Source organism: Wenyingzhuangia sp. IMCC45467, assembly GCF_054111205.1.
In genome coordinates, this window is record NZ_CM134196.1 from 1,420,831 (window position 1) to 1,434,304 (window position 13,474).

At 30.0% G+C, this 13,474-nt stretch carries 12 protein-coding genes; 9 read left to right on the forward strand and 3 right to left on the reverse strand.

From position 1 onward, the window contains the following. The first annotated feature begins 142 nt into the window (after nt 1-142). The 3 genes from ACXGQT_RS06110 to ACXGQT_RS06120 all read left to right on the forward strand — a co-directional run bounded on the left by ACXGQT_RS06110 (nt 143) and on the right by ACXGQT_RS06120 (nt 2,857). Entirely contained in the window at nt 143-1,807 is a 1,665-nt protein-coding gene (locus tag ACXGQT_RS06110) for an ATP-binding protein (RefSeq protein WP_457830514.1), read from the forward strand. Then, the gene (locus tag ACXGQT_RS06115; RefSeq protein WP_457830515.1) at nt 1,800-2,429 is read left to right on the forward strand and encodes a response regulator; all 630 of its coding nucleotides are present in this window, start codon (nt 1,800-1,802) and stop codon (nt 2,427-2,429) included. The genes ACXGQT_RS06110 and ACXGQT_RS06115 overlap by 8 nt, the downstream gene beginning before the upstream one ends. A 131-nt stretch (nt 2,430-2,560) precedes the next feature. Continuing rightward, the gene (locus ACXGQT_RS06120) at nt 2,561-2,857 is read left to right on the forward strand and encodes a hypothetical protein (RefSeq protein ID WP_457830516.1); all 297 of its coding nucleotides are present in this window, start codon (nt 2,561-2,563) and stop codon (nt 2,855-2,857) included. 91 nt (nt 2,858-2,948) lie between these two features. Here ACXGQT_RS06120 and ACXGQT_RS06125 read toward each other — a convergent pair whose 3' ends face one another. Then, entirely contained in the window at nt 2,949-3,239 is a 291-nt protein-coding gene (locus tag ACXGQT_RS06125; RefSeq protein WP_457830517.1) for a rhodanese-like domain-containing protein, read from the reverse strand. A 155-nt stretch (nt 3,240-3,394) separates the two neighbouring features. On the opposite strand from ACXGQT_RS06125, the gene ACXGQT_RS06130 reads away from it, so the two are divergent. Continuing rightward, nucleotides 3,395-4,498, forward strand: coding sequence for a PAS domain-containing sensor histidine kinase (locus ACXGQT_RS06130; protein ID WP_457830518.1), 1,104 nt, complete (start codon nt 3,395-3,397; stop codon nt 4,496-4,498). A gap of 22 nt (nt 4,499-4,520) precedes the next feature. Next, nucleotides 4,521-5,234 carry a pirin family protein gene (locus ACXGQT_RS06135; protein ID WP_457830519.1) on the forward strand — a complete coding sequence of 238 codons (714 nt, stop codon included), beginning with the start codon at nt 4,521-4,523 and terminating at the stop codon, nt 5,232-5,234. Between the two features lie 14 nt (nt 5,235-5,248). Here ACXGQT_RS06135 and ACXGQT_RS06140 read toward each other — a convergent pair whose 3' ends face one another. Continuing rightward, a complete protein-coding gene (locus ACXGQT_RS06140; protein WP_457830520.1) occupies nt 5,249-5,752 on the reverse strand; it encodes a DUF6702 family protein in 504 nt (167 codons plus the stop codon). A gap of 6 nt (nt 5,753-5,758) precedes the next feature. Then, nucleotides 5,759-6,340 carry a HupE/UreJ family protein gene (locus tag ACXGQT_RS06145; protein ID WP_457830521.1) on the reverse strand — a complete coding sequence of 194 codons (582 nt, stop codon included), beginning with the start codon at nt 6,338-6,340 and terminating at the stop codon, nt 5,759-5,761. 98 nt (nt 6,341-6,438) lie between these two features. Here ACXGQT_RS06145 and ACXGQT_RS06150 point away from each other — a divergent pair, with 98 nt between their 5' ends. The 4 genes from ACXGQT_RS06150 to ACXGQT_RS06165 all read left to right on the forward strand — a co-directional run bounded on the left by ACXGQT_RS06150 (nt 6,439) and on the right by ACXGQT_RS06165 (nt 13,425). Continuing rightward, nucleotides 6,439-7,569 (forward strand): hypothetical protein, encoded by a 1,131-nt coding sequence (locus ACXGQT_RS06150; protein ID WP_457830522.1) that lies wholly within the window; start codon nt 6,439-6,441, stop codon nt 7,567-7,569. A 141-nt stretch (nt 7,570-7,710) separates the two neighbouring features. Next, nucleotides 7,711-9,015, forward strand: a complete 1,305-nt coding sequence (locus tag ACXGQT_RS06155) for a rhamnogalacturonan acetylesterase (RefSeq protein WP_457830523.1) — start codon at nt 7,711-7,713, stop codon at nt 9,013-9,015. 7 nt (nt 9,016-9,022) lie between these two features. After that, complete coding sequence (locus ACXGQT_RS06160) at nt 9,023-11,890, forward strand: glycoside hydrolase family 2 TIM barrel-domain containing protein (RefSeq protein WP_457830524.1); 2,868 nt, start codon at nt 9,023-9,025, stop codon at nt 11,888-11,890. Between the two features lie 14 nt (nt 11,891-11,904). Further along, the gene (locus ACXGQT_RS06165; RefSeq protein ID WP_457830525.1) at nt 11,905-13,425 is read left to right on the forward strand and encodes a rhamnogalacturonan acetylesterase; all 1,521 of its coding nucleotides are present in this window, start codon (nt 11,905-11,907) and stop codon (nt 13,423-13,425) included. Nucleotides 13,426-13,474 lie beyond the last annotated feature (49 nt).

A 13,474-nucleotide genomic window follows, 5' to 3' on the forward strand; every position in this document is an offset into this window, starting at 1 on the left:
GCTCTTTAACTATTTAGGTTAAAGAGCTTTTTAAGTTAATAAAATATATTTTTCATCAGTTTTAAGAAAAGACCTCTGTTAGTAAATAGTAAAATTACGTACATTCGTAAAGTTGTTTATTTACCTCCCAATACATAATATAATGAACCTTAGAACCTGGCTTGTCCTTATTGTTAATTCACTACTATTTTTAGTGGTTATTGCTCTTTCTACATCATTTTACAATCAATTTGAAAAAACGTTAAATGAAAAAATTCTCTCTCAACTAAGTTCAATTGAACGATTAAAAAGAGTCCAAATTGAAAAATATATAGATACTGAATGGACAAAATTTATAGAAAGAGAAAACGATTCTTTACATAACTTTAATCTTGAATCTTTAAAAAGTCTTCCTTTTGATATTTCAAAAACAGGAATGTATGATTTTACTCCTATATCAAAAAACGGAACACTATTGATTGGATTTGTAAAACTTAAAAATGATAGTATTGTTAGTTTAAAAACCATTAGTCATGAATACATTCAACAAATTCTACTAGAGAGAACCGGAATGGGTAAAAGTGGAGAAACGTACTTAGTAGGAACAGATTATAAATTAAGATCTGCTTCTAGGTTTTACCCTAACAAAGCCCCTTATACTATAGCCTCCAAAACTAAAAGTGTTAAAAATTCTTTTAACAATATTTTAAAAAACGGAATTTATAAAGACTACAGAAACATTCCTGTTTATAGTGCTTATCATATCATTAAAATATCTAACATACAATGGTCTATTTTGTCTGAAATGGATGTTACAGAGGTTATGCAGCCTTTGTATAATATGAAAATAAAACTACTATTTATAGCCTGCTCCATTTTTATTATAGCTCTTTTATTAGGAGTGTATTTTACACAATTTGTATCCCGTCCACTAAAAACTATGGAAACTCAATTGCTAGCCATGACAGATGGAAACTACAATGTAAACATGACCAAAAAAACTCATTTTAAAGAAATTAATGATATTCTAAAAGCCTTAAATTCTTTAAAAGATTCTTTAACTAGAGCCATTACATTTTCTCACGAAGTGGGTGAAATGAAATTAGATAGCAACTATAAGCCTAAATCTAAATCAGACGTACTAGGGAATTCTTTGGTAAAAATGAAGGACCAATTAATTGAATATCAAACAAAAGTAGCACAAGCAAACACTAATAAAAAGAGAATTTTAATTGAAGGGCAAGAAACAGAAAGAAAAAGACTCGCTCAAGAATTACACGATGGTATTGGACCATTACTAACCAGCTTACGCTTTTTTGTAGAAAACATGGATATTGAATTAGAGGAAAAAGAAAAAATGAAATCCTTAATAGATCATACCATTGCAGAAATTAGAAGAATGACCTATGCTTTAATGCCTCCATCTTTAATTGATTTTGGTGTAGGTGAAACCTTAAAGACTTTTGTAAAACTAATTAAGAATACCACTAATATTGATATTGAATTTAATAATTCTATTAAAAAGAAACATTCTAAAATTAACACCAACATTGCCATATCTATTTTTAGAATTAGCCAGGAGTTAATTAACAACAGTGTAAAACATGCTCAAGCAAATAAAATTAGAATTTCCATTACTGAATTTGATAATTACCTTTCTATTTTTTATTTTGATGATGGTATAGGTTACAATACAGAAACGGTAAATTTAGGCTCTGGAATTATTAACATAAAAGAAAGAGTAGAAATTTTAAACGGCTCTATTACCTTTGAATCTGAACCAGAAAATTCTAATGTTGAAATTGAAATCCCATTAACTCATGAATAAAATCAATCTTATTGTTGCAGACGATCATCAACTATTTAGAGATGGATTAACTGCTTTACTAAACAAACATGAATTTTTAAATGTTTTAACAAATGTAGAAGATGGTTTAGAACTGATTAATGTTTTAAAAGAAGGTACTATTCCTGATATTATATTACTGGATTTATCTATGCCTAACATGAATGGTTTTGAAGTTTTAAAAACCATTAGAAAAAAATACAGTTCTGTTAAAGCCATTGCTGTTTCTATGCATGATGATGGAAACTATATTGCCAAATGTGCTCAATATGGAGCATATGGTTATCTTTTAAAAAACTCTGATGAAAAAGAAGTTTTACAAGCAATTAAACAAGTACATAACGGTCACAAACATTTTAGTCAAGAACTTTCTCAAAAAATGATAGACAGCATGGCTGATGTCCATAATGTTAAAAAATTAACTAAAAAAGAATCTGAAATTCTAGACTTTTTAGCCAAAGGGCTCACCACAAAAGAAATTGCTACAAAACTCTATATTAGTACCAGAACAGTAGAAACACACAGGTCTAATATGCTAAAAAAACTTGAGGTAAAAAACACTGTTGAGTTGATAAACAAAGCCAGTAATTTAAACATTATTTAAACCTAATACGTATTTACACGTAGTCCATTATCCGTAAAACAACCATAGCAAAATACCATTTTTCTCATATTTCAGAAACACTATGTTAAGCGTAAATTTACCATATGTTTAACGTTTAAAAGAGTGAATTTATGAAGAATTTTATTTGGATTTTAGCAATTATGATTGGAGGAAGTGTTAGTGCTCAAAAACAAAACGACCTAACAGGTCCTGAAGCAAAAAATTACAAACCATGGCAACATAATACAGAAGCTACAGTAATTACTAAAACTGTTGCCAAATCCAACCTAAAAAGTAAAGATGTTAAAAATCAAAAACGTTGGAAAAACAATGGAAATACAGAAAAAACATATGTAATTGCTTCAAATTATAACAGAAATAAACTTCAAGGACCGGCAGCTAAAAACTACAAACCTTGGAAAAATTAATATTTTGTAATTAGTAAACAGTAAGTTTGGTTAGCCAAAAAGCTCTTTGATGAACGTCAAAGAGCTTTTTATTTTTTATATTGTTTGGTTGTTACCCTACATATTGATCAACATTCTCCCAAGGACCTCCATTCATAATATCAACCCCATGTTGTTTTAAAAAATCTGTTGCTTGTTGACTTCTTGCTCCACTTCTACAAACAGCAATTACTGGTTTTCCATAATCTTTTACCACATTTACTTTACCTGGTAATGTTTGCAAAACAATGTGTTCAGATCCTGGAACATGACCTTCGGCATATTCTTCATTTGTTCTTACATCTAAAACCACAGCTCCAGCTTTTAAATATTCTTGAATTTTTTCGTTATCAAATTGGCTCATTTTTCTTGTTTTTAATTCCGTTAACAAATTTAAGAATTGTTTTAGTATCTACATCATTTATACCCTTACAATATAAATCATTAGGAAAAAACTATATCATACCTAAAAAATACGTAAATTACACTTTATTATTACTCTATTAAGTTCAGTTTAATATGCAAAGTGCTCATCACGTTTCTACACCAAAAGTTACTTCTGAAAAACAATACAATTTGGAGCGTTTTTTTGACATCTCTCCAAGTATTCTTTGCATTGCATCTCACCAAGGGATTTTAAAAAAAGTGAATCCGGCTTTTGCCAACATATTAGGATACACTATAGAGGAAGTTATGCAAAACCCTGTAAGCCATTATATACATCCTGAAGACAGAGAAATTACTTCTAAACTAAGACATGATATCAGCAAAAATATCCCCATGATTAATTTTGAAAACAGATATATCACCAAAACTGGAGATGTTATCTGGTTGTCTTGGACATCTATTACAGAACCCGAAGATCAATTGATATATGCTGTTGCTAAAGATGTTACACAAATAAAAAAGTTAGAAGACAAACGAAACTCTTTATTAATAGAATTAACCAAGTTAAATGATGAACTTAAAAAATTTGCATATACTACTTCTCACGATTTAAGATCTCCTATAGACAATATTATTTCTTTATTTGGTTTGATGGATTTTTCTAAAATTGAATGTAAAAACACACTTACTTATATAGAGGTTTTTTACACATCACTCCTTAAACTAAAACAAACACTTAACAACCATTTAGATACTTTAAGTACTAAAAACAATATAAATATTGAAGTTAAACCTATTGATTTAACTTATCACTTAAACATAGTAAAAGATTCTATAGATGAGTTAATTAAAAATTCTAATGCTAACTTTAATGTTGATTTTTCAGAAGTTAAAGACATTCACTTTAGTCCATTTTACCTTCAAAGTATTTTATTAAATCTAATTTCTAACTCCATTAAATACGCAAACCCGAACAAAGAATTATTAATAAACATAAAGTCTCACAGACTAAATAACAATACTCAAATTATTTTTTCTGACAATGGGTTGGGTTTTGATCTTAACAAAGCAGGTAATAATGTTTTTAGTCTTAATCAAAGTTTCCACAATCATAAGGAGAGTAAAGGAATTGGATTATTTTTAGTAAAAAGTCACATGGAAAGCTTAGGAGGTACTGTTACTGTTGACAGTACAGTAAACAAAGGAACTACTTTTACATTAACTTTTAAAGATTAATTTTACTACAAAATTTAAACTAATGGATACTATATTACATAAATCTGCAACAAGAGGGAATGCTAATCATGGTTGGTTAAACTCATACCACACCTTTAGCTTTGCCAATTACTACAATCCAGAAAGAATGAATTTTGGTGCACTTAGGGTTTTGAATGATGACCATGTTGCTAAAGGAATGGGATTTGGAACTCACCCACATGATAACATGGAAATTATTTCTATTCCATTAGAGGGAGATTTAGAGCATAAAGACAATATTGGAAACACAACAGTAATTAAAAAAGGAGACATACAAATAATGAGTGCAGGAACAGGAGTTTCTCACAGCGAAAAAAACAAAAGCAACAAAAACGATGTGAAATTTTTGCAAATATGGGTGTTTCCTAACCAACAAAATGTAACACCTCGCTATGACCAAATAGCGACTGAAAACATAGAAAAAATTAACGAATTTTATCAAATACTTTCACCTAATAAAAATGATCAAGGAGTTTGGATACATCAAAACGCTTGGTTTAGTTTAGGAAATTTTAACAAACAAACTGAAACAAGCTACATATTAAACGACACCAGTAATGGGGTTTATTTTTTTATTTTAGAAGGAGCAGCAATTGTTGAAGAACAAGTGTTAGAAAAAAGAGATGGTTTTGGTATTTGGAATACAGATCGTATTAAAATTACAGCAACACAAAACACTAAAATATTATTAATGGAAGTGCCAATGATTTTATAACAAACACCCCTTAGTTATATTTTTTCTATCCTTAAAGGCACACCTTTAAAAAATCTTAATATTTGCTTTTTTTCACTATCAACATACAAGTGTAAAACATTAGATTGTTTATCAAAAGAAGAAAACAACAAAGTATTTTTAATACTTACTGTTTGATAATTAGGTAGGTTTTTAACATCTCCTTTTAAAACCACCTGACAAACATTATCTTCAGTTTTAACTATAGATGTTAAGGATAATAAAACTTGGCTATTACCTAAATGAACAACTACATTTTCCTTTACATAGTTTTCTATAGTCTCTCGCATTTCAGCACTTGAATTCTCATAATCAAAAGGTTCTTGCGGATACATTTTTATCATTTCACTTTCAAAATCATCAATAAAAAAATTAATGGTTAAGCTACATGTTTTGTGTGCATTATCTATCTCTAATTTGGCCGTTGTCATTTTTATTGCATGAGCAAAAAGGTTAGAAACACCAAACAAAATTAAAAACGCTGTTATAATATTTTTCAAAGCTATTTATATTAATTTTTCAATAATCATCATTAAAGCAATTCCACCTCCTGCACCTGAAACCACCAAATTCCATTCTCTATGTTTTACAGATAATAATTTTGTTAAAACAAGGTTTATCAATAAAAAACAAGCTACTATTATTAACTGTCCAGCCTCAATACCAATATTAAAAGAAAACAACGGAAATACAATAGACTCATCATTAATCCCCATCATCATAGAACGGAAAAAATTAGAAAACCCCATTCCATGTATAAAACCAAAAAACAAAGCCAGCAAATAATTTATTTGAATTCCTTTAGGATTTTCGCTCTTTTTAACAATATTATAAACAGCTGTTAACAAAATAGTTACTGGTATTAACGTTTCTATTAATTGTTGGTTTACAGTTATTACTTTTAAACCAGAAAGAGCTAATGTAACAGTATGTCCAATAGTAAAGGCAGTAACCAAAACTAAAATTTGCTTCCATTGTTTTATTTTATAAACAGCACAAAGGGTAATAATAAATGCCATATGATCTAAACCTTGCAAATCGGTAATATGGTTAACTCCTTGTTTTAAATAAAACACAAATCCATCCATTTTGTTACGAATATTTTAATTAATTTGGCAAGCAAATTACGGATTTTCTATTCCCTAAAAAAACTTTATTTAAGCTCATACATCAACGATTTACCAAAATGAAAAAACACACAATTCTTATAACTTTACTTTTATTCACAATTCATACTTTACATGCTCATAGAGAAAAAACCTATTATTTAGTAGGTAAAATTGACCATAAAGAAGTGGCTTTTAAAATTGATGAATATGGTACAGATTGTGTTGCTGTTTACACAACAATAAATGATAAGTACGATCATTTTCTTGAAGGTAATATTTTAGAAGGAGGATTATTTAAATTATTTTCCAAACATTGGGATAAGGAGAAAAAAGCAAATATTGTTAACGAATCTATTGAAATAAGAGAGGTAGAAAAAAATTTATGGGAAGGGGTTTGGAAAAAAAAGAATAAGGAAATAAACTTTTCTTTAAAACCTATTGATGTTGATAAGCTTAAACATAAATATATAAATGCGATTAAAAAACACGATATAGATCCTTATACTGCCTACAAAACAAAAAATATTAAGTTTAAAAAAAGAAGAAAAGAAGAAATAGCTAAAGGGGCTTACATTAGAAAATACGTAGACAAAAAATCGGATATTTCTTTTTTTAGAGTCGTTAATAATCCAACACACAATATCGAGCCAGATAGCATCAACCTTAAATTAACCGCTATTCACTTAAAAATGATTGGCTCAAAATACTCTTGTGTTTTTCAAGGAGAAATAGGTGAATATACTACAAATTATAAAGTAAATTACTTAACCTCAAAATTCCTTAGCTATACATCAAATATCCATAGATCTTGCTTTGGTTCAGCTGGTAATGATGCTATAGAGCATATAACTTACAACATGGAAAACGCTATAGAACCAAAACTTGAAGAACTTTTTTGGTTTGGTAAACAACCCATGCCTAAACTTTCTAAAGGAGAATATAAATGGATGCAATACAGGTATAAAGTCTTTGGTCCTAAAATACTAGAAATTTTAACGGCAATTTATCCTGAAAAAATCAATGAAAATCAAAATGCAAAATGTGACTATAATAATGTAAAAAATTGGCAATTCCCTTTATGGTATTTAACCAAAGATGGTCTTTTGTTAAAGAAAAAAAACAATAATGATTGTGATTATTCTTGGTCTATTATTCCATATAAACACCTAACAGCATACACAAATTCACAATATAATTTTGTTGAATAATTTTCACCCCATCTATTAATACTTAAAAAAAATTATTTACACATTTTACAAATTACATTTATAGATTTCAGACTTAAAAAAGCAGAATAGTGCAGGATGGTTTTTTACAGTATTTATATCAAATTGCTTAAAATTTTTTTAATGAAATACTATAAACACCTTTTTACTTTTTTATTATGTTTTTTTGCATTCAATATTTATGCACAACACAAAGAACAGAATCATGAATTTTTCTTTGGTAAAAAACAAAAACAGTCTAACGGAACAATAATTAATTCACCTATTGAATACAATGAAAAAACCGGTTATGGTTTTGATTACCAATCTGCAAAAAACGTAGAATTTCAAAAAAAAAACATTTCCTCAAAAACATCTATTTACTTTTCTGTAAAACTTCCAGAAGGTAATTATACTATTGATGTTGTATTAGGCGGAAAAAAATGTGCTACAACTTCCGTAAAAGCTGAATCTAGAAGGTTATTTCTTAAAGAAATAAAAACCGATAAAAAACAAAGTATACACAAAACTTTTAGCTTAAACGTTAGAACACCTAAAATTGATAGCAACAGCTCTATAGCTGTTAAAAAAAGAAATTTAGGACAACTAAATTGGGATGATAAACTAACCTTAGAATTTTTAGGAACTCCTGCTATTCAAAGCATTAAAATTTCACCAGCTAAAAACGTTACTACATTATTTTTAGCAGGAGACTCTACAGTAACGGATCAAGATACTGAACCTTGGGCTTCTTGGGGTCAATTTGCTACAAATTATTTTACTTCTGATATTGTTATAGTCAATTATGCAGAATCTGGAGCTTCATTACCATCTTTTAAAGGAGGAAGAAGGTTAAAGAAAATACTTGGTCTAATGCAACCTGGTGATTACCTTTTTATAGAATTTGGTCATAATGATGAGAAAATAAAAGGAGAAGGAAATGGTGCTTGGGGGTTATACACCAATCTATTAAAAGAATTTATTACAGAAGCTAGAAAAAAAGGCGGAATTCCAGTTTTATGTACACCAACACAAAGAAGAGCTTTTAACAATGATGGTACTTTAAGACCAACCCACGGAGAGTATCCTGCCGCAATGAGAAAAGTTGCAAATGATTTACAAGTTCCTTTGATTGATATTACTCAAATGACTACCAAAATGTATGAGGCATGGGGAGTTGAGCCATCTAGAAAAGCTTTTGTACAATACCCTGCAAATACTTTCCCAGGACAAACTAAGAAATTAGAAGACAATACACATTTTAATAGTTTTGGTGCAAACGAAATTGCCAAAGCTGTGATACTTGGAATTCAAGAACTAAAGTTAGACCTTGTAAAATACATCAAACCTAACACTCCTAAATACAATCCTGCCAATCCAAATCAATTAAGTGATTGGACTGTGCCATTTAGCACAAGATTTGAAATAGAAACACCTGATGGTAATTAATAATTATATGACTTATAACAAAACAAAAACAAAGCAAATAGCTACGCTATTTGCTTTTGCATTACTTTATTGTATCAATGCAATTGCTCAAGAAACCGAAAAAATATACCTATCTGGTAAAGACTTTAAGAACCCTGTAAAATGGGAATTTATGTGTACCGATGGTCATAACAGTAACAAATGGACAACTATTAATGTTCCATCAAACTGGGAATTAGAAGGTTTTGGAGAATATACTTATGGTAGATGGTATAAAGAATTAAACCAAAAAGAACCTAGTAAAGAAGAAGGTTTTTACAAATATAAATTCAACATTCCTGCTAATTACAAAGGTAAGAATGTAACCATTGTTTTTGCTGGAGCTATGACTGATACTGAAGTAAAAATTAATGGAAAATCTGCTGGAGACATTCATCAAGGTGGATTTTATGAATTTAAATACGATATTACATCATTATTAAACTACGGAGCTGAAAATATTTTAGAAGTTCACGTATCAAAACACTCAAGTAACAATACAGTAAACAATGCAGAACGTAAAACAGATTGGTGGTTGTTTGGTGGAATTTATAGACCTGTTTGGTTAAATGTATCTCCAAATACTCATATAAAACACGTAGCTGTAGATGCTAAAATGGACGGTTCTTTATCTGCCGATTTAGAGCTGGTAAACATTCCTAAAAACAGTACTATAGAAGCAAGCATAAGCCCTATTGGTAGCCAAGAAAAATTCCCTTCTATTACAGTTGATATCAATCACAAAGAAGATTTACAAACCATTAAAGCAAAATGGGACGGGGTAAAAACTTGGGATCCTGAATCTCCAAACTTATACACCTTAAGTTTGTCACTTAAAAATAATGGAAAAACAATTCACACTTCTAAAACCAAAATAGGATTTAGAACTATTGAATTCCTTAAAAAAGATGGTATTTACGTAAATGGTAAAAAAATCATTATGAAAGGAATTAACAGACATACCATTTGGCCTGAATCTGGAAGAAGTACCGATAAAATCATTAGTGTTTTAGATGTTAATTTAATTAAAGACATGAACATGAATGCCGTTCGTGGTCATTACCCTCCTGACACACACTTTTTAGAGGCTTGTGATTCTTTAGGTTTATTTGTTTTGAATGAAGTTGCCGGTTGGCAAAACGGATATGATACCAAAACAGGAACTAAAATAATTAAAGAAACAGTTCAAAGAGATGTTAACCACCCATCTGTAATAATTTGGGATCATGGAAACGAAGGTGGTTGGAATTATGAAATAGATCATGTTTTTTATGACAATGACCCACAAAATAGAATTGTTATTCACCCTTGGTCAGATTTTGATGGATGGGATACCCACCACTACCCTACTTACTTAACAGGTATGCATAGGTTTAACAGTGGAGAAAATGTATTTTTCCCTACAGAATTTATGCATGGAACCTACGATAATGGAATTGGTGCTGGTTTAGAAGATTTTTGGACTCGCTATAAAAAAAGTCCATTATTTGCTGGTGGATTTATGTGGGCTATGTTAGATGAAGCTGTATTACGTACAGATTGGACTGGTGAACAAAAATTTGATTCTAAAGGAAATCTTGCTTCCGATGGAGTTTTAGGACCTCATAGAGAAAAAGAAGGAAGCTTTTTTACTGTAAAAGAAGTTTGGGCTCCAATTCAGTTTGAACCAAAACAGGTTACTTCTAAATTTGATGGTTCTTTCTTAATAACCAACGATTATATTTATAGCAACCTTAATACTTGTAATGTAGAGTATAGAGTATTAAAAGCTAATAATGATATTATTTATAATGATGATAAAGCAGAAATTATAGCAAATAACCCTATTAAAATCACCGATATAAAACCAGGTGAAACTAGAAAAATTAATTTTGATTTACCTGATAACTTTTTTGAAGGAGATTGGTTAGAAATAACTGCTAAGGACAAACACAATAGAGAAATTTATACTTGGTCATGGCCAATACACAAAGCTCCTTATTTTGCTAATAAATTCATCAAAAAAGAAAAGGAAAGAAAAAAGACTAAAATATCTCAGTCAGAAACCGAAGTAACTTTATCTAGCAAAACTGTAACTTTAACATTAAACACCAAAACTGGAGAAATTACTAGTATTAAGAACCAAAAAGGAAATGTACCTTTTAACAATGGACCTAGACCTATAGGAATGAAATTTGAAGTGGACAAGGTTACTACAGAACAATACAAAGATTCTGCTGTTTGTTATATTAAATACGCTGGAGGATTAGATCACATTACATGGACTATGTACAATGATGGAAGTATTAAAATGGATGCTTTAATGTTAAAGTATGCTGGAAGAAGTAGTGGTTTTGATGATGCTTTTATTCAAGGATCTATTAGTGAATTTGGATTGACTTTTGATTTTCCTGAAGAAGGAGTAACTTCTATGAAATGGTTAGGTAATGGACCATATCATGTTTGGAAAAACAGAATTAAAGGAACTACTATGGGTATTTGGGAAAAAGACTATAACAAAACCATTACAGGAGAAAGCTTTGAGAATCTTGTATACCCAGAATTTAAAGGATACCATGCTAATACAATTGCTGCCAACTTAAAAACCGAAAATGGAAATATTCAGTTTTTTAGTGAGTCTGATAAATTATTCTTAAGATTATTTACACCTGATTTACCACAAAAAGCAGTATCAAAAGTATTCCCTCAACCAAGATTCCCAGAAGGAAACATCTCTTTTATGTACGAAATTCCAGGAATGAGAGCATTTAAAGGATTGTCAGATCAAGGGCCAGAAAGTCACCCTACTAATATTAGAATTAAGAGTGGAGACCATGGTATTCCAATGACTTTATGGTTTGATTTTAGAAATAATTAACGATTAAAAATAAAATGAAAAAATTAACATTATTTACAATAGCTTGTTGTGCTTTATTGCTATCTAACTGTAAATCTACAGATAAAACCACAAAAAACAGCAAACCAACTGTTTATACTGTAGGAGATTCTACTGTTAAAAACGGAAGCGGAAATGGTTATAATGGTCTTTGGGGATGGGGTGACTTTATTGGTCAATTTTTAGACAAAACCAAAGTAAACATTGAAAACCATGCTTTAGGTGGTACTAGCAGTAGATCTTATCAATCTTTAGGTTTGTGGGACAAAGTAAATAACAAACTACAAAAAGGAGATTATGTGTTAATCCAGTTTGGACACAATGATAATGGAGCTATTAACGATACCATTAGAGCCAGAGGAACGTTTAAAGGAATAGGGAACGAATCTGAAAAGATTGTTAACATGATTACTGGTAAAAAAGAAACGGTGCATTCTTATGGATGGTACATTACCAAGGTAATAAAAGATGCTCAATCTAAAGGAGCCATTCCTATTGTGATGTCTCCTATTCCAAGAAACGATTGGAAAAATGGTAAAATTCCTAGAAATAATGAATCTTATGGTTTATGGGCTAAACAAGTGGCTGAAAAAACAGGAGCTCAGTTTATTGAATTGAACGATAACATGGCTAGCCAATTAGAGAAAATTGGAGAAAATGGAGTTACCGGAACGTATTTTTATAAACGTGACCATACACATACTTCTGCTAAAGGTGCTGCTTTGGCAGCTTCTATTATTGTAGAAGAGTTAAAGAAAACTAATAATTCTATCAAAAATTATTTTCTTGAAAATCCTACTGTAAAATTACCTGCTAAGCAAAATATCTATTTAATTGGAGATTCTACCATGGCTTCTAGCAGTAATCCTAATACCATTGGTTGGGGAGTTGCTTTTCCTAGTTTGTTAGATACTACCAGAGTAAATGTTTATAACAAAGCTAGAGGTGGTAGAAGTACTAGAACTTTTGAATATGAAGGTTTATGGCAAGCAGCTATGAAAGAATTTAAAGCAGGTGATTATGTATTTATTCAGTTTGGACATAATGATGCTGGAAATATTGATAAAAAGAAATACAGAGGTTCTTTAAAGGGTATGGGAAATGAATCTCAAGAAGTAAATAGAGATAGCCTTGTTGAAGTGGTTCACACCTACGGATGGTACATGAAACACATGATTAAAGATGTAAAATCTAAAGGAGCCATTCCTGTTGTTTTAAGTTTAACCCCAAGAAATGAATGGCCTGAAGGGAATGTAGAAAGAAGAAATGATAGTTATGTAAGCTGGGCTAAACAAGCTGCCGAGGCTGAAGGTGCTTACTACATAGATTTACACAATTTAGTAGCTAAAGGTTATGAAGCTTTAGGAAAAGAAAAAGTAAAAGAATTCTTTCCTCAAGACCATACGCATACAAATATCAAAGGAGCTACTTTTATAGCCAATACGGTAGCTGATTACTTAAAAAACGAGAAAGAAATTGGTTTAAGATTTTATGTAAACAGTTTTTACGAAAAATAATTACATTAAAAATTAACATATAAAAAAAGGCTCTAAAATTAAATTTTAG